Origin of the sequence: Prauserella shujinwangii, from assembly GCF_003001955.1 — a bacterium.
In the GTDB taxonomy this organism is placed as follows: domain Bacteria; phylum Actinomycetota; class Actinomycetes; order Mycobacteriales; family Pseudonocardiaceae; genus Qaidamihabitans; species Qaidamihabitans shujinwangii.
In genome coordinates, this window is the sequence record NZ_PVNH01000008.1 from 205,729 (window position 1) to 222,480 (window position 16,752).

The 16,752-nt window shown below is 73.4% G+C and carries 15 protein-coding genes; 4 read left to right on the plus strand and 11 right to left on the minus strand.

From position 1 onward, the window contains the following. Nucleotides 1-101 precede the first annotated feature (101 nt). The gene (locus tag B0I33_RS20050; protein ID WP_106180364.1) at nt 102-1,322 is read left to right on the plus strand and encodes a sensor histidine kinase; all 1,221 of its coding nucleotides are present in this window, start codon (nt 102-104) and stop codon (nt 1,320-1,322) included. Nucleotides 1,323-1,401: 79 nt separating this feature from the next. Here the strand turns inward: B0I33_RS20050 and B0I33_RS20055 are convergent, their stop codons facing one another. The 5 genes from B0I33_RS20055 to gap are packed head-to-tail and all read right to left on the minus strand — an operon-like array spanning nt 1,402 to nt 5,089. Next, nucleotides 1,402-1,743 carry an RNA polymerase-binding protein RbpA gene (locus B0I33_RS20055; RefSeq protein ID WP_106180365.1) on the minus strand — a complete coding sequence of 114 codons (342 nt, stop codon included), beginning with the start codon at nt 1,741-1,743 and terminating at the stop codon, nt 1,402-1,404. 54 nt (nt 1,744-1,797) lie between these two features. After that, a complete protein-coding gene (secG, locus tag B0I33_RS20060; RefSeq protein WP_106180366.1) occupies nt 1,798-2,028 on the minus strand; it encodes a preprotein translocase subunit SecG in 231 nt (76 codons plus the stop codon). 59 nt (nt 2,029-2,087) lie between these two features. Next, nucleotides 2,088-2,873 (minus strand): triose-phosphate isomerase, encoded by a 786-nt coding sequence (gene tpiA, locus B0I33_RS20065; protein ID WP_106180367.1) that lies wholly within the window; start codon nt 2,871-2,873, stop codon nt 2,088-2,090. After that, nucleotides 2,873-4,075 carry a phosphoglycerate kinase gene (locus B0I33_RS20070; RefSeq protein ID WP_181193391.1) on the minus strand — a complete coding sequence of 401 codons (1,203 nt, stop codon included), beginning with the start codon at nt 4,073-4,075 and terminating at the stop codon, nt 2,873-2,875. Before B0I33_RS20070 ends, tpiA begins: the two co-directional genes overlap by 1 nt. Before the next feature lie 9 nt (nt 4,076-4,084). After that, nucleotides 4,085-5,089, minus strand: a complete 1,005-nt coding sequence (gene gap, locus B0I33_RS20075; protein ID WP_106180369.1) for a type I glyceraldehyde-3-phosphate dehydrogenase — start codon at nt 5,087-5,089, stop codon at nt 4,085-4,087. Between the two features lie 271 nt (nt 5,090-5,360). Between gap and B0I33_RS20080 the strand changes: the two genes are divergently transcribed. Then, nucleotides 5,361-5,783 carry a hypothetical protein gene (locus tag B0I33_RS20080; protein WP_106180370.1) on the plus strand — a complete coding sequence of 141 codons (423 nt, stop codon included), beginning with the start codon at nt 5,361-5,363 and terminating at the stop codon, nt 5,781-5,783. 83 nt (nt 5,784-5,866) lie between these two features. Beyond that, the gene (locus B0I33_RS20085) at nt 5,867-6,508 is read left to right on the plus strand and encodes a LysE family translocator (RefSeq protein ID WP_106180371.1); all 642 of its coding nucleotides are present in this window, start codon (nt 5,867-5,869) and stop codon (nt 6,506-6,508) included. Nucleotides 6,509-6,533: 25 nt separating this feature from the next. Here the strand turns inward: B0I33_RS20085 and B0I33_RS20090 are convergent, their stop codons facing one another. From B0I33_RS20090 to B0I33_RS20100, 3 genes are read right to left on the minus strand one after another with little or no spacing between them, the layout of a single operon-like run. Beyond that, nucleotides 6,534-11,000, minus strand: a complete 4,467-nt coding sequence (locus tag B0I33_RS20090) for a hypothetical protein (RefSeq protein WP_106180372.1) — start codon at nt 10,998-11,000, stop codon at nt 6,534-6,536. 25 nt (nt 11,001-11,025) lie between these two features. Next, nucleotides 11,026-11,766: a hypothetical protein gene (locus B0I33_RS20095; protein WP_425440505.1), complete on the minus strand. Its 741-nt coding sequence runs from the start codon at nt 11,764-11,766 to the stop codon at nt 11,026-11,028. 56 nt (nt 11,767-11,822) lie between these two features. Then, nucleotides 11,823-13,340 carry a hypothetical protein gene (locus tag B0I33_RS20100; RefSeq protein ID WP_219927228.1) on the minus strand — a complete coding sequence of 506 codons (1,518 nt, stop codon included), beginning with the start codon at nt 13,338-13,340 and terminating at the stop codon, nt 11,823-11,825. Nucleotides 13,341-13,408: 68 nt separating this feature from the next. On the opposite strand from B0I33_RS20100, the gene B0I33_RS20105 reads away from it, so the two are divergent. Next, nucleotides 13,409-13,846 carry a PPOX class F420-dependent oxidoreductase gene (locus B0I33_RS20105; protein ID WP_106180374.1) on the plus strand — a complete coding sequence of 146 codons (438 nt, stop codon included), beginning with the start codon at nt 13,409-13,411 and terminating at the stop codon, nt 13,844-13,846. 88 nt (nt 13,847-13,934) lie between these two features. On the opposite strand, the gene whiA is transcribed toward B0I33_RS20105, so the two are convergent. From whiA to rapZ, 3 genes are read right to left on the minus strand one after another with little or no spacing between them, the layout of a single operon-like run. Next, nucleotides 13,935-14,921 carry a DNA-binding protein WhiA gene (gene whiA / locus B0I33_RS20110; RefSeq protein WP_106180375.1) on the minus strand — a complete coding sequence of 329 codons (987 nt, stop codon included), beginning with the start codon at nt 14,919-14,921 and terminating at the stop codon, nt 13,935-13,937. Further along, on the minus strand, nt 14,921-15,883 hold the full coding sequence (locus tag B0I33_RS20115) for a gluconeogenesis factor YvcK family protein (RefSeq protein ID WP_106180376.1): 963 nt from the start codon (nt 15,881-15,883) through the stop codon (nt 14,921-14,923). The genes whiA and B0I33_RS20115 overlap by 1 nt, the downstream gene beginning before the upstream one ends. Nucleotides 15,884-15,888: 5 nt before the next feature. After that, on the minus strand, nt 15,889-16,746 hold the full coding sequence (gene rapZ, locus B0I33_RS20120; protein ID WP_106180544.1) for an RNase adapter RapZ: 858 nt from the start codon (nt 16,744-16,746) through the stop codon (nt 15,889-15,891). Between the last annotated feature and the right edge of the window lie 6 nt (nt 16,747-16,752).

A 16,752-nucleotide genomic window follows, 5' to 3' on the forward strand; every position in this document is an offset into this window, starting at 1 on the left:
GGTGATTCGTTAACAGTCGCACATTTGTTCAAGATCACGCGTCCCGAACGGGATATGAAGACCTCTCAAAGACAAGTCCACAAGACGAGAGGTCCATACCCATGACCACAGAGGGACTCTCCATCCCCGGAGTTTCGGTCGGCGGTTCGGGCGCGGGGGCCGCCGACCATCCCCAGCGGCGAACCACGGCCGCGTCCCGACCCGGATCCCGCCTGTTCCAGCGTCCGCTCGTCCGCAAGCTCGCCGTCGACGCCGTCGTGCTCGTGGTGGCGACGCTCGACGTCTGGCTTGTCTTCCCCGAGGAGGCGCCGCCGTACTCGCTCGCCCTCTCGGCGGCGAGCTGCGTCGCCCTCGTCTTCCGCCGGTGGCTGCCGTTCCCCGTGCTGCTGGCGACCGTACCCGGCTTCCTCGCGGGCTGGGCCCAGCTCGCGGCCATGATCGCCCTCGGCTACCTGGCCACCCGCAGGCAGATGCACTGGCAGACGTGGGTCGGCGCGGCCCTGATCTGGCTGTGCCGGTTCGTGCTGTGGCCGATGTCGGAGTTCGCCCAGCTGACCTGGCGCGAGCACGCACTCGACGCCATCTACGGCGTGATCGTGGCGGGCATGCCCATCGCGATCGGGCTGCTGATCGGCGCCAGGACCGAGCTGTCGGCCAGGCTCGCCGAGCTCGCCGCGAGCCGCGATCGCGAACGGCAGCTGCACGCGCAGGCCGTGCGGGCCGAGGAGCGGGCACGCCTGGCCAGGGAGATGCACGACGTGGTGTCCCACGACATCACGCTGATCGCGATGCAGGCCGGTGCGCTGTCGGCGTCCAACACGAGCGGCGAGGCGCAACGGACCGCACAGACCATCCGCAGGCTCAGCACGCACACGCTGGAGGAGCTGCGGGCACTGGTCGGGGTCCTCCGGTCGGGCTGCGACGCCGACGAAGGGCCGCATCCCGACATCACCGACCTGCACACGCTGATCCGCAACGCGGACGTGCCCGTGCAGCTCTCCGTCGAGCACCTGCCCGAGGACCTGCCGCCCAAGGTGTCCGCGGCCGCGTACCGCACCGTGCAGGAGTGCCTGACGAACGTGCACAAGCACGCACCGGGCGCGACGGCGTTCGTGCGGATCAGCAGCGACCGGGACGGCCTCTCGATCGAGGTGCGCAACGACCGGGCCAGGGAGCGGCCCGCCGGTGAGCTGCCCTCCGGCGGCCACGGCCTCGCCGGGCTGGCCGAGCGGGCGCGCCTGCTCGGCGGCACCTTCGAGACGGAACCGACCGAGGACGGCGGATTCCGGGTCAGCGCCCGCTATCCGGTGCCCACGTCGTGAGCCCGGCAGCAGTGCACGGCACCTTCCCCGGGTTCGACCTGGGGAAGGTGCCGTGCGCTGCCGGAGACGCCGGCGCGGGTCAGATCTCCCGGCGCTGACGCAGCCGCTCGAGCGCCTCGGCGAGGATCGCCTCACCGTCGGCGTCGCTGCGGCGCTCCTTCACATAGGCCAGGTGGGTCTTGTACGGCTCCGTGCGCGGAGCCTCCGGCGGGTTCTCCTCGTCCTGCCCGGCAGGCAAACCACACCGGGGGCAGTCCCATTCCTCGGGGATCTCGGCGTCCATCGCGAACGAGGGCCGCGACTCGTGCCCGTTGGCACACCAGTACGACACCCGCCGCCGCGGAGCCGACTCCCCGCGCTCCGTCTCGCCCGACGGACCGGCACCCACTCTCGTGCCGCGAATCGCGTTACCGCCAACCATGAATCCTCACACCCACCAGAAAGTTGACGTACCCCGGCGGGCACGCCGCTACCATCAGATCTTCAGCAGCAGACCCAGGCCGATGATGGCGATGACCCACACCGCACCCAGACCGAGGGTGATGCGGTCCAGGTTCTTCTCGGCCACGCTGGAGCCGGCCAGGCTCGACTGCATTCCGCCACCGAACAGCGACGACAGCCCGCCGCCTCGACCGCGGTGCAGCAGCACGGCCACGATCAGCAGCACGCTGGTCACGATCAACAGGATCTGCAGGAAAAGCTTCATGTCATCCTCTGTGTACTGCGGGTGGCGGAGGGCTCCACACTAGCGGGTCCCCGACGGGATCAGGGTAGCGGCCCACCGGCCGCCATGGCGCAGAGTTTGGTGAACTCCTCACCATCCAGACTGGCCCCGCCGACGAGCGCGCCGTCGACGTTGTCGCACTTGACGAGGTCGGAGATGTTGCCCGACTTCACCGAGCCGCCGTAGAGAATCCGCAGCTCGTCGGCCAGTTCCGCGCCGTACTTGTCGGCGAGCGCGGCGCGCAGCGCGGCACACACCTCCTCGGCGTCGGACGGCGTGGCGACCCGGCCGGTGCCGATGGCCCACACCGGCTCGTAGGCGATCACCGTGTTCCGCACCTGGTCGGCCTTGAGACCCTTCAGGCCGGCGATCAGCTGGGCGGTGGCGTGTTCGAGGTGTCCACCCGCCTCGCGCACCTCCAGCGGCTCGCCGACGCACAGGATCGGCGAGAGCCCGTGCTTGAGCGCGGCCCGTACCTTCCGGTTGACGAGCTCGTCGTCCTCCGCGTGGTACTCGCGGCGCTCCGAGTGCCCCACGGCGACGTAGGTGCAGCCGAGCTTGGCGAGCATCGGCCCGGAGACGTCACCGGTGTAGGCGCCCGAGTCGTGCGGCGAGAGGTCCTGCGCCCCGTAGGTGAGCAGGAGCTTGTCGCCGTCGACGAGCGTCTGGATGCTGCGGATGTCGGTGAACGGCGGGAGCACCGTCACGTCCACCTTCGCGTAGTACTTCTCCGGCAGCGAGAAGGCGATCTTCTGCACCAGGGCGATGGCCTCGAGGTGGTTGAGGTTCATCTTCCAGTTGCCGGCGACGAGCGGTTTGCGCGCCATCACTCTCCCTCGTTCAGGACCGCGACCCCGGGCAGCTCCTTGCCCTCCAGGTACTCCAGCGACGCGCCGCCGCCGGTCGAGATGTGCGAGAAGCCGTCCTCCGGCAGGCCCAGCAGGCGCACGGCGGCGGCGGAATCGCCGCCACCCACCACGCTGAACGCGGGCGAGTCGGCGATCGCCTGTGCGACCCCGCGCGTGCCCTCGGCGAACGGCGCCATCTCGAACACGCCCATCGGGCCGTTCCAGAACACGGTCTTCGCCTGGGACAGTGCGGCGGCGAACTCCTTGACCGTCTCCGGCCCGATGTCGAGGCCGAGCCAGCCGTCGTCGATACCGGTCGAGGCCACCGTCCTGGTGTTCGCGTCGGCCGCGAACGCGTCGGCGGCGATCACGTCGACCGGCAGCACGAGCTTGCCCCCGGCCTCGGCCAGCAGCCGCTTGCAGGTGTCCACCATGTCCTGCTCCAGCAGCGAGCTGCCGACGCCGTGGCCCTGCGCCGCGAGGAACGTGAAGCACATGCCGCCGCCGACCAGCAGCCGGTCGACCTTGGGCAGCAGCGCCTCGATCACCGCGAGCTTGTCGGAGACCTTCGATCCGCCCAGCACGACCGTGTACGGCCGTCGCGGGTCGCCGGTCAGCGTGCGCAGCACGTCCAGCTCCGCGAGCACCAGCCCGCCCGCGTAGGCGGGCAGCACCCGCGCCACGTCGTAGACCGAGGCCTGCTTGCGGTGCACGACCCCGAAGCCGTCGGACACGAACGCGCCGTCCTGGCCGGTCAGGGCCGCGAGCTCGCCGGCCAGCTCCGCCCGCTCGTCGGCGGACTTGCTGGTCTCCCGCGGGTCGAAACGCACGTTCTCCAGCAGCGCGACCCCGCCGTCGGCGAGCCCGCCGACGACCGACCTCGCCTGCTCGCCGACGACGTCCCCGGCGAGGGTCACCTCGGCGCCGAGCAGCGCACCGAGCCGCTCGGCGACCGGGCGCAGCGAGTACCTGTCGTCCGGGGCGCCCTTCGGCCTGCCGAGGTGGGCGGTGACCACCACCTTCGCCCCGGCGTCGGCCAGCCTCCGGATCGTGGGCAGGGCCGCGCGCACGCGGCCGTCGTCCGTGATCCTGGACCCGTCGAGCGGGACGTTGAGGTCGGCGCGCACGAGCACGCGCCGGCCCGCAACGCCCTCGCCCAGCAGGTCGTCGAGCGTCTTCACCGCCATGGCTCAGGAGAGCTTCGAGCCGACGAGCTTGGCCAGGTCCGCGAGGCGGTTGGAGTAGCCCCACTCGTTGTCGTACCAGCCGACGACCTTGACCTGGTTGCCGATGACCTTCGTCAACGGCGCGTCGTAGATGCAGGACGCCGGGTCGGTGACGATGTCGGTGGAGACGATCGGCTCCTCGCTGTAGCGCAGGACGCCCCGCAGCGGGCCGTCCGCGGCGGCCCGGTAGGCGGCGTTGATGTCGTCCAGCGAGGCGCTCTTCGACAGCGTGACGGTGAGGTCCGTGGTCGAGCCGGTGGGCACCGGGACGCGCAGCGCGTAACCGTCGAGCTTGCCGTTGAGCTCGGGCAGCACCAGGCCGATGGCCTTGGCGGCGCCGGTGGAGGTCGGGACGATGTTCAGCGCGGCGGCGCGGGCGCGGCGCGGGTCCTTGTGCGGGCCGTCCTGCAGGTTCTGGTCCTGCGTGTAGGCGTGGATGGTGGTCATCAGGCCCTGCTCGATGCCGAACGAGTCGTGCAGCACCTTGGCCAGCGGCGCGAGGCAGTTCGTGGTGCACGACGCGTTCGAGATGATCGTCTGCGAGCCGTCGTAGGCCTTGTCGTTCACGCCGAGCACGACCGTGAGGTCCTCGCCCTTCGCCGGGGCCGAGATGATCACCTTCTTGGCGCCGCCCGCGATGTGGGCCTTCGCGGCGTCGGCGTTGGTGAAGAAGCCGGTGGACTCGACGACGACGTCGACACCCAGGTCGCCCCACGGCAGGTTCGCCGGGTCGCGCTCGGCGAGGGCCTTGATGGTCTTGCCGCCGACGACGAGACCCTCGTCGCTGACACCGATCTCCTCGGGGAAACGGCCCAGGATGCTGTCGTACTTGAGCAGGTGGGCCATCGTGGCGACGTCACCGAGGTCGTTGAACGCGACCACCTCGATGTCGTGGCCGCTGGCCTGCACGGCGCGGAAGAAGTTGCGACCGATCCGGCCGAAGCCGTTGACGCCTACGCGAACCGTCACTGCTCTGCTCTCCTCGGGGCTCGGCCCGGCTATGACCGGGCTTACACATCATCGGGTTCACCCGCCACCCTAGCGTGCTGGCCTGCGCCTATCCGCAGGCCCCGGGCGAGATGTGCCCCACGCTGGGCCTTTGGGAGAATCGATCAAGATGAGAGCCGCCGTCCGGCGGTTCGCGCGGCTCCGGGGACCCGTCTCCGCCGGGCCGCGAGCGCTCCCCCAGCCACCCGCCCGCGCCGCTTCGGGCCGTGGCCCGCCGGGTACTCCCGCGGGCATGACGGAGACTCCGGAGGCCGGGGCGGGCACGGTCGCGGCGGTCGGCAAGCTGACGGAAGCCTTCGAGGCGGTCGAGATCGCCCGGGGGCACCTGTACGCGTTCCACCGCCTCACCGGCACCGCCGACTTCACTCTCGAGCAGGCGATCGCGGGACTGGACGAGGCCGGGCACGGGGAGCTGGCGGCCCGGCTCTCCCGCGAGCTGCTGGGCCGCAACGTGCTGCCGGGCCGCTGGACCTACCAGGTCGTCGAGGAGTACGACGAGCTGTACTACACCCCGTTCCGGGAGCTGGCGGAGGCGGCGTGGGAGCTCACCGGCGGCCGGCGGCACGCGCACGAGGCCGGGCTGAAGCGGCGGCGCCGCACCCCCGGCGAGCCGGGGCACGAGGCGGAGCCGGACGAGCCCGCCGCACGGGGCTGACACCCACGGCTCGTGCGCGCGAACCGTGGTCGCGACCGCGCGAACCGCGACGAGACCGGGGCCGGGCGCAGTAGGCTTCCGCCATGGTCTCTCCGGGACAGCTGGCCGCGTTCACGGCGTTGACGGTCGTGATGGTCGTCGTGCCCGGGCCGAGCGTGCTGTTCACGATCAGCAGGGCGCTGACGGTGGGCAGGCGGGACGCGCTGCTGACCGTGGTGGGCAACGCCGCGGGGGTCTACCTGCAGGTCGTGGCCGTGGCCTTCGGGCTGGGCACGCTGGTCGAGCAGTCGGTGACCATGTTCACCGTGGTCAAGTTCGCCGGTGCGGCGTACCTCGTCTACCTGGGGGTGCAGGCGGTGCGGCACCGGCGCGCGCTGGCCGGCGCCTTCGGCTCCGGTGTGCGGGCGACGCGGGCCGGGACGGCGCGGGTGCTCCGGGACGGCTTCGTGGTCGGGTTCGCCAACCCGAAGTCGATCGTGTTCCTCGCGGCCGTGCTGCCGCAGTTCGTCGACCACGCCGCGGGCGCCGTGCCCGCGCAGATCCTGCTGCTCGGCATCGTGCTGCCCGTGGTGGCGCTGCTGTCGGACACCGGGTGGGCGCTGGTCGCGGGAGCCGCGCGGACGTGGTTCGCCCGCTCGCCGCGGCGGCTGGAGCTGGTCGGCGGCACCGGCGGGCTGATGATGATCGGACTCGGCACCAGCCTCGCCGTCACCGGCCGGGAGTGAGGCACGCCGGGACGTCCGGCGAGCGTCAGCCGGCCGGCTTCGCGTAGACGCGGGTGGCGGACACCCTGGCCACGCCGTCCGGTTCGGCCAGCTCGTCCAGCTCGCGGCGGATCGTCGCGTCCACCGACAGGTACTTGCGGCCCGCGCGCAGATCGGCGTCGTTGCGCAGGCGGATGATGAGCGGGAACTCGCTGAGCGCGCCCGCGTCGAACAGCCCGGTGGTGTAGATCAGCTGCACGCCCAGCGCCCTGGCGACCGCGCGCTGCAGCTCCAGCAGGTAGCCCGCCGAGGCCCTGCCGATCGGGTTGTCCAGGAACAGCACGCCGGAGTGCCGGTTGCGCACCCGCCCCCGGTTGTTGGCGCGCAACGCCGCCAGCGTGCAGTACAGGATGATGGCCGCGGTGAGCTGCTGGCCGCCGGAAAACACGTCGCGGATCTCCGAGACCCGCTGCCGTTCGGTGCGCAGCACCGAGTCCGGCTTGAGCATGTCGACCCGGAAGCCCTTCGGCACGGCGGCGTGCACTCCGCGCAGCAGCAGCGACATGCCGTCGCGCTTGACGTCCCTGCCGTCGCCCGTCTTGCCCGCGGCCGCCTCGTCGACCACCTCGCCGAGGCGCTCCGCGAGCGCGGCGTCCTCCAGCTCGGTGAACCGGACGCGCAGGAACTCCTGTCCCGACCAGTCCCCCAGGCCGTCGGGCAGCCGGGACACCCGCTGCGCCGAGCGGAGGGTCCGCAGCGCACCCTCCACCATGCCCTGCAGCCGGGTGACGATGCCGGAGCGGTGCCGGTCGATCTGCGCGAGGTCGTCGGTCAGCGTCCGCAGCCGCGGCCGCAACGCCGTCGCCCACTCCTCGGCGTGCGCCGGGAGGTTGTCCCTGCGGACCGAGACGACCTGCTGCCGCACGGGCGTGGTCAGCTTCTCGAACCGCGTGTCGGTCGCGTACTGCGCGAGCGCGTCGGCGGCGGCGCGTACGCGCTTCTCCGCGGAGTCCACGGCCTCCTGCGCGCGGGACAGCGCCGCGGTCAGCTCGCCGTGCCGCGCGCGGGCGGACTCCAGGTCGCCGTCGAAGACACGGTCCGGCTCGGCGGAGGGCACGTGGGGCGCGAGCGACTCGGCGAGCAGCGTGAAGCCGGACGCCGAGGTGCGGGCCGAGTCGAGGGTCGCCTGCGCGGCCGCCCGGCGCTCCCGCAGCTCCTCCCACGTGCGGGTGGCCGCCGAGGCCTCCTCGCTCGCCGCGTCGATCAGCTCGCGGCCGTGCTCGATGTCCTTGGGTTTCTCGGCGAGGTCGAGCGACGCCCCCTGCTTCGGCAGCTGCTCCAGCTCCGCCTTGCGGGTGGCGACGAGGCCGATCACCTCCGAACGCCGGTCCTCCAGCGCCGCCACCGCCCGCGCCGCGCGGGATTGCGCGGCGGCCCGCGCGGCGGCGTCCGAGCCGTCCGGGGTCTCCAGCAGCTCACCGGCGAGGGTCCGCACGGCCTCGTCCAGGTTCTCCAGCGCCGCCCTGGCCGTGGACTCCGCGTGCTCGGCCTGCTCCAGCTCGGCCCGCAGGTCGCTGCCGACCTCCACCTTCGCGTAGGCCTCCGCGGCCGACGCGTACGCGCGCCGCAGCGCGTCCACGGGCTCGGCGGGCGCGGGCTCGTCCTCGGTGACGGAACCCCCGCCCGGCACCTCGGCCAGCTCGGCCCGCGCGCCGCTCGCCGTGCGGCGGTGGCCGTCGGCCGTGCGCTGCTCCTCGGCAGCCCGTTCCCGCAGCCGGGCGGCGCGCGCTCCCGCGTCGCGGGCGAGCGCGTCGGCGTGGTCGGCGGCCTCCGCCGCCCGCTCCAGCTCCTCCGTCCACTGCGGGATGCGGGCGGCGCGGTCCGCGAGCCCGCCGAGCACGCGCTCGCGTTCCTCCGCGTCCCGCAGCGCGCCGCGCAGGGCGGGCACGCGCTCGCGCAGCGAGTCCCGGTTCGCGGTCAGCCGGTCCAGCGCGGCCTGGGCGTCGGTCACGGCGGCGTCGGCGGCGTCGCGGGCGGTCGCCGCCGCCTGCGCCTCCTCGGCGAGCACGGCGATCCGGCCCGGCGGGTAGTCCTCCCGCCATGTGCTCAGCTTCCAGGCGAGCGCGGCGTCCGTGCCGATCGCCTCCTCCAGGGCGGCGAGCCTGCGGTGCCGGTCTCGCTGCCGCCGCGCGACAGCCTCCCGCTCGGCGTCGGCGGCGTCCTCGTCGTACATCGCCGGGTTGGGCGGGACGAGGAACTCGACGCCGGGCGCGGCGGGCGGGTCCTCCGCGAGCGCGGCGGTGGTGCCGACCGCGATCGCCGCGCTGGGCAGCAGCCTCCGCTCGGTGAGCACCTCGCGGGCCCGGTCGACCTGCGCGGCCTCGTTGAGCAGGACGCCGGAGACGAGCTGCGGGGCGCGGCGCAGCACCTCGGCCCGCCGCGCCGCGGTGAGCTTGGACAGGTACCGCCAGCCGGACCAGGCGGTGATGCCCGCCGACTCCAGGGCGTCGAGCGCGGCCTGCACCTCCTCCGGCGGCGGCAGCAGCCCGCCGGACCCGAGCGCGGCGAGCGCGCGCTCGTCGGCGGACTCCTCGATGCGCAGGGTGGTCTGCTCGGCCTCGGCGGTGGCGCGGGCCTCCCGTAGCCGGTCGAGCAGCGCCGGGGTGTCGGTCTCCGGCGTGACGTCGTCGGTGCCGAGCAGCTCCCGCAGCCGGGGCTCGGCGGCGAGCGAGTCGGTGCGCCGGTACGCCCGGTCCAGCTCGTCGGCGGCCCGCTCGGCCCGGTCGTGCGCGGACCCCGCGGTGCGGTGCGCCTCGTTGACCGCCGTCTGGGCGGCGCCGAGCTCCTCGGCCACCCGCTCCAGCTCCGCCTCGCGGCGGGCCAGCTCGGCGGCGGCCGCCTCCCGCTCGGCCGCCGCAGCGCGGGCCGCGTCGGCGACGGCCTGCTGGGCCCCGGCACCTCCGGAGTCGCCGGCACCGGGCTCCAGCAGGCCGTCGCCGCGGGCCCGGGTGATCTCGCCACGCACCTCCTCGATACGGCGGGTCAGGGTGTCGGCCTCGGCCCGCCTGCCCGCGGCGGTGTTGGCCGCGTCGTCGCGTTCCCGCTGGGCCTGCTCCGCCTCGGCGCGCAGGTCCTCCGCGGTCCGGTCCGCCTCGTCGGCCTGCGCCTGCGCCTGCCCGGCGAGTGCCAGCAGGCCCCGCGCGAGCGCCGCCGCGGCCGCGTTCCTGGCCTCCAGCGCGGGCCGGGCCTTCTGCTCCCGCGCGCCGACCAGCTCGCGGATGTCCCGTGCCTTGCGGGCGGCGTTGAGCTGGGTGAGCACCGTGGAGGTCTCCCGCCACGCCTCGGCGAGCGTCTTCGCCTCGGCCAGCTCGGCCTCCACGTGCTCCCGCTCGCGGGCTGCCTCGTCGAGCCGCATGCCCGCGACCACGCGGCGCAGCTCGGTGACGACGGCGGTGAGCCTGCGCTGGTCGCCCTCGGCCAGCTTCTCGGCGTCGGCCACCTCCGCCAGGTGCGCGGCCAGGCCGTCCAGCCGCTCGCTCTCCAGCCGCTCCCGGGCGGCGACCTCCCCGGCGAACGCGGCGAGGTCGGCCCGCGCCCGGTCGGCGAGGGTGCGGGAGGCGGCGGCCAGGCGCTCCTCCTCGGCGAGCGGCGCCAGCAGGTCCAGCGCCCCGCCCACGAAGTCGCGCTCGACCATCAGGTCGCCCCGCTGCGCGAGGTTGTCCGCGTAGGTCGCCACCACCTCGGCGAGTTCCTTCGGCTCGTCCTCGGAGAGCACGGCCTTGAGCAGGAACTCGGCGAACGCCTCGTCGGTGCCGAACGCGAACGCGTCGGCGGCCTCGCCCTCACCCGCGTTCATCGCGCGCTGGTACCGGAACAGCTCGGTGTCCAGGCCCAGCGTGTCGAGGCGCTCGGTCCACTCGTGGTGCCTGCGCGTCCAGAACAGCTCCAGCTCGGGCACCTCGGCGTGCTCCGCGGCGAGCCGCTCGTGGAAACCGGACATGGTGAGCAGGCGGCCGTCGGAGGTCAGCGGCAGCGTCTCCAGCCCGAGTGAGGGCGCAGGGCGGAAGCAGTACCAGGAGTCGACGAGGTTCGCCGGGTCGGCCGAGGCCACGTGCCCGCGCCACTCGGACACCTTGCCGGTGATGATCCGCTCGCCCGTCTCGGTGTGCTGCCACTCCAGCACGACGTGCGCGACGTCCTTGCCGCCGACGAACTTCTCCAGTACGCGGGTGCTGGTGGTGCCGACCACCTGCCGCCTGCCGGGCAGCATCACCGAGAAGATCAGCTTGATCAGCACGGACTTGCCGCCGCCGTTCTCCAGGAACAGCACGCTGGCCGGGCTGGGCCTGCGGGGCAGCCCGCTCCCGGCGCTGTGGATGCCCGCGCCGAACAGCGCGTCCTGCCGCGGTGCGCGCACCACCTCGCCGACGCCGCTGAGGTCCAGCAGGACGTCCTGGTACCGCGCGCCTGCCGGGCCGACCGAGTGCAGGCGCACCCTCGCGAGCTCGTACATGTCTGGCCGCTCCCCCTACCCAGTCCTACAGCGTTTCCGGTGCGGTGGCCCGGAGTGTCCCGCCGCCGTCGGCCACCGAGACGACCCCCAGCTCCAGCAGCTCGTCGAACGCGGCGTCCGCGGCGAGTTCCCGCACCTGCACCTGGTAGCGCGGCGTCGTGCGGTAGGTCCCGCCCTGCTCGCCGCTCACCGGCACCAGGAAGCCCTGGTCGGCCAGGAATCGCAGCGCCCTGGCCACCATCCCGCGCGTGGTGTCGGCCGCGAGCCTGCCGTCCTTGGTCGCCGCCGCGGCGGGGCGGCGGGCGTAGGCACGCCACGCCTGCTCCAGCTCGGGCGCGTCGGCCAGCGGGTCGTTGTTGGCCTCGGCGCGCGCGGCCCGTTCGTCGAGGATGCGGCAGGCCTCGCGCACCACGCCGTCCACCTGCTCGACGCTGACCCGTCCGATGTAGGTGTCGTTGGCGAGGTCGTCGGGGCGGGGAAAGCCGAGGGCGGCGGTGGCCAGGTGAATCAGGCCGTGCAGGACCTTCTCGGTGTCGCGCCGCTCCCGGATCTTGCTCTGCCGCGCGTAGCTGTCCATCTTGATCTCGAAGACGGACTCGTCGGTGGCGGCGAGCACCGCGCCCGCCTGCATGCTGACCTCCAGCACGAGCAGGCCGAGCCCGGCGGCCACCGAGTGCGTGAGCTGTTTGAAGGCGCTGTCCTCGCCGTAGCGGCGCACCAGCTCGGCGTACACGACGTCGCGGCCGGGCAGCTGCTTCGGCCGCATGCCGAAGGCCACGAGCCGGGCGGCGGCCTCGGTGTCGGCCGTGGTGTAGGCGGCGCTCACGCGACCTCCTCGCTCTCCGGGTTCCCGGTTCCTCCGGCACTGCCGCCGCTGCCGGAGCTGTCGGTGCTGGTGACGGCGGCCGACTGCAGCAGCAGGTCGGCACCGCCGAACTCCGGGTCGTCCAGTGCGGTGCCGTCGTCGAAGGCCAGCAGCACCCGCCGCTCCCCCTGCCGGACGGCGGCGCCGACCTCGGGACCATAGGCGTGCAGCGCGCGCAGTGCCACGAGGCGCGCCACACCGGGGTCGCTCCGCCGTGCCTCGGCGAGCAGCCCGGAGAGCCTGCGCGGCACCTCCGGCAGGTCGAGCAGCTCGTCGGCGAGCCGCCACTGCTCGTCGCTGTACCGGTCGGTCTCCTCGGCGGGCATCAGCTCGGGGTCGGGCACCTCGCCGACCACCTTGTCCCGCTCCGGCGCGGGCCGCAGCAGCAGCGACACCAGGGCGGACAGCGACGGCACGGTCGGCACGCCGATACCGGTCCCGGCATGGAAGAACGCGGACGCGGGCCGCAGCGCGTCGGCCAGCGGGAGGCCGAGCGTCGGCACCAGCAGCTGTCCGAACACGTCGATCGTGGCCCGCTGCGGCGGGCCGGAGAACTGCTGGCGGTCCTGCTCGGCGCGGAACACCGCACCGGCGGCCTGCAGGCGGGACTGCAGCTGGGTGTGCCTGCGCACACAGTCCCCGACGATGTCCACGAGCTCGGCGGCGCGCCGCTTGCGGTCGGGGTCGGTCGCCTCGTCGCGGGAGGCCGTGATGTTCTTCAGGATCGCGGTCTCGGCGCGGAACCGGGACTCGATGTGGGTCAGCGCGGCGTCCAGCAGCTCGGGCACCTCGCGCTCCCAGTCGACGGAACGGACGTCGCGGCGGGTCGCCTCCAGCTTGGCCCGCAGCGTCTCCCCGTACTGCACGGTGCGGTAGCGGGCCTGCTCGGCGGCGAGCTTGGCGTCGGCGAGCCGTCCCCTGTTGATCAGGTTCTCCAGCTTCACCTCGGCCGCGATCTGCGCCGACTCGACGTCGGTGTCGAGCGCGCCGACGAGGACGTTGATCGCCTCGTCGGTGGCGCGCAGGTACACCTCGCCGTCCGGTGCGGCCAGCTCGACGAGGAGCTTGAAGTCGAACGCGCGGCGCCGGTAGCGGCCCTCGCCGTCGACGGAGCCGTAGACCCGGCGGAAGCCGCGGTCGGTGGTGCCGACGTTGATCAGGTTGTCGAGCACCCAGCGGGCGACGCGGGTGTGCTCGGTGGCGGGGCGGTGCGGGGCCTGGGCGGCGATGAACGGCAGCAGCCGGTTGACCACCTGCTGGTGGTCGGCGCCGGTGTCGAAGTCCATCGCGATCGTCACCTGATCGATCGTGTGCAGGGCGATCTCGGCCATCTGGTACACGGTGGCGTCGGCCCAGTCCAGCTTCGCCTTGCGGGCGTCCAGGTCGTGCAGCGGGGCCGTGCACGCGAGCGCCTTCAGCCTGCGGGCCAGGGCCTCGTCCGGGCCGCTCGTCCCGGCCCCCTCGTCGTCACGCACAGCAGGAGACTAGGCGAGCCGCGCGTGCCGCACCGGTTCAGGGAGGTGGTCGCGGTAGCGTCGGCCGCATGCGGGAGATGACACGAGCGGAGTGGTGGGAGTTCGCGAGCGCCGGTACGCGGACCGGCAAGCTGGGCGTGACGCGGACGGACGGCTCGCCGCACGTGACGCCGGTCTGGTTCGTGCTCAACGAGGGCCCCGACGGCGACGAGCTGGTGTTCAACACCGGCGAGGACACGGTGAAGGGGCGGGCGCTGCGCCGTGACCCGCGCCTGTCGCTCGTCGTCGACGACCAGGAGCCGCCGTTCTCCTTCGCGCAGTTCACCGCGCGGGCGGAGCTGTCCACGGACCTGACCGAGATGCTGCGCTGGGCGACGCGGATCGGCGGCCGGTACATGGGCGCCGACCAGGCCGAGTCGTTCGGCCAGCGCAACGCCGTTCCCGGCGAGTACCTGGTGCGGGCCCGGATCACGAAGGTGATCGCCTACGCCGCGCTCGCCGACTGACCCGGGCAGGCCGTGAAGGCCACCCTGCGTGCGTTGGACGCAGTGATGGTGGCCTTCACTGCACGGCCGGCGGTGGGGACAACAGGGCTCAGACCTCTTCTTCGAGCATCTCCGCGGTGACGGCCGACTCGGTGTCGGGGATGCCCTGCTCCTTGGCGCGCTTGTCCGCCATCGCGAGCAGGCGGCGGATGCGGCCCGCGACGGCGTCCTTGGTCATCGGCGGGTCGGAGAGCTGACCCAGCTCCTCCAGCGAGGCCTGCCGGTTGGACAGGCGCAGCTTGCCCGCCGCGAGCAGGTGGTCCGGTGCCGTGTCGCCGAGGATCTCCATCGCCCGTTCCACCCTGGCCGCCGCGGCGACCGCGGCTCGTGCGGAGCGGCGCAGGTTCGCGTCGTCGAAGTTGGCGAGCCGGTTGGCGGTCGCGCGCACCTCGCGCCGCATCCGGCGCTCCTCCCACGCCAGCACGCTCTCGTGCGCGCCGAGCCGGGTGAGCAGCGCGCCGATGGCGTCCCCGTCCCGGACGACGACCCGGTCGGCGCCGCGGACCTCCCGCGACTTGGCCTGGATGCCCAGCCTGCGCGCCGCGCCGACGAGCGCGAGCGCCGCCTCCGGGCCGGGGCAGGTGACCTCCAGCGACGACGAACGGCCCGGCTCGGTCAGCGAGCCGTGCGCGAGGAACGCACCCCGCCACGCGGCCTCGGCGTCGGCGATTCCCCCGGACACGACGGCGGCGGGCAGTCCGCGCACGGGCCTGCCCCGGTGGTCGATCAGCCCGGTCTGCCTGGCCAGCCCCTCACCGTCCTTGACCACGCGCACGACGTAGCGGGTGCCCTTGCGCAGCCCCCCGGAGGAGATGATGTGCACGTCCGAGTGATGGCCGTACAGCTCGTGGATCTCCTTGCGCAGCCGCCGGGCGACCGACCCGGTGTCCAGCTCGGCCTCGACGACGACGCGGCCCGCCACGATGTGCAGGCCGCCCGCGAACCGCAGCATCGACGCCACCTCGGCCCGGCGCGGGCCGGTCCGCGTGATCTCGAGCCTGCTCAGTTCGTCCTTGACCGCAGCCGTCATCGCCATTACTGCCCCTCCCTACCGCTCGCGGGGATCCCGAGAGCTTCTCGCACACAGTCGGCCAGCGCATCCGGATCGTGCCGGCCCGTCTCCCCGGGGGCCGCCACGCGAGCCAGATGTGCACGCCCGCCCAGCGCGGCCGCGGCGCGGCGCAGGCGCGCGGGGGTCGGCACGGAGTCGCGGTCGGCGATCACCGCGTCGACCCGCAGCCGGGGAGCGTGCTCGAAGAGTACGTCCAGGTGCCGTTCGGGTGAGAAACCAGCCGTCTCCCCCGGCTGCGGCACGAGGTTGAGGACCACGACCCGGGTGGCGGGCGTCCGCACCAGCGCGTCGTGCAGGTCCGGTACCAGCAGGTGCGGCAGCACGCTGGTGAACCACGATCCGGGGCCCAGCAGCACGACGTCCGCCGACAGCACCGCGTCCACGGCCTCCCGGCACGCCACCGGAGGGCGGCCGGGCCGGCCGGGGTTGTGCAGCGTGATCCTGCGGACCCTGCCCGGCGTGCTGGCCACCGCCACCTGCCCGCGGATCCGGCTCACCTCTCCGTTCTCCAGCCCGGTGACCTCCGCCTCGATCTCCAGCGGCTCGGCGGACATCGGCAGCACCCGGCCGGAGATGCCGAGGAGTCTGCGGGCCTCGTCCAGCCCCGCCACCGGGTCACCCAGCACCTCGAACAGGCCCGCCAGCAGGAGGTTGCCCACGGCGTGCCCGGTGAGGGCGCCGCTGCCGCCGAACCGGTGCTGGAACACGTCCGCCCACAGCGTGCCGCCGTCCTCCGCGGCGGCGAGCGCCGCCAGCGCCTGGCGGAGGTCACCGGGTGGCAGCAGGCCGAGCTCCCGGCGGAGGCGCCCCGACGAGCCACCGTCGTCGGCGACGGTGACGACGGCCGTGACGTCGGGCGTGATCCGCCGCAGCGCGCTCAGCGTCGCGTGCAGCCCGTGCCCGCCCCCGAGCGCGACGGCATGCATCGCTGTCACTCCCTGCCCAGGTCCCGATGCACCACCTTCACCGCCATGCCGTCCTCTTTGGACAACCGGTTGGCCAGCTCCTCGGAGATCGCGACGCTGCGGTGCTTGCCGCCGGTGCAGCCCACCGCGAGGGTGAGGTAGCGCTTGCCCTCCCGCTTGTAGCCCGCGCCGATGAGGCGCAGCAGCTCGTGGTAGCGGTCGAGAAACTCCTCGGCGCCCTCCTGACCCAGCACGTAGTTGCGCACGTCCCCGTCGAGTCCGCTGTGGTCACGCAACTCGGGGATCCAGAACGGGTTCGGCAGGAACCGCACGTCCATCACGAGGTCGGAGTCCATCGGCAGACCGTACTTGTAGCCGAAGGACAGCACGGTGACCCGGGTCTGGGTGCTCGCCTCGGAGCCGAACGCGTCCTCGATCTTCGCGCGCAGGTCGTGCACCGAGAGGGCGGACGTGTCGAGCACGAGGTCCGCCTCCTCCCGCAGCGGCGCGAGCAGTGCGCGCTCGGCCGTGATGCCGTCGACGAGCCTGCCGTCACCCTGCATCGGGTGGCCGCGCTTGACCTGCTCGAACCGGCTGACGAGCACCGGGTCGGTCGCCTCGAGGAACAGCACCCTCGGCTTGTAGCCGCGCGCGTCGAGGTCCTTGATCACCGAGGCGAGGTCGTCGGTGAACGCGCGCGAGCGCACGTCCATCACCACGGCCACCTTGGTGATGGCCCCGCGCGCCTGCGCGCCGAGCTCGACCATGGTGGAGATCAGTTCGGGCGGCAGGTTGTCCACCACGAACCAGCCCAGGTCCTCGAGGCACTTGGCGGCCGTGCTGCGCCCCGCCCCGGACAGGCCGCTGACCACGGCGACCTCCATACCGGA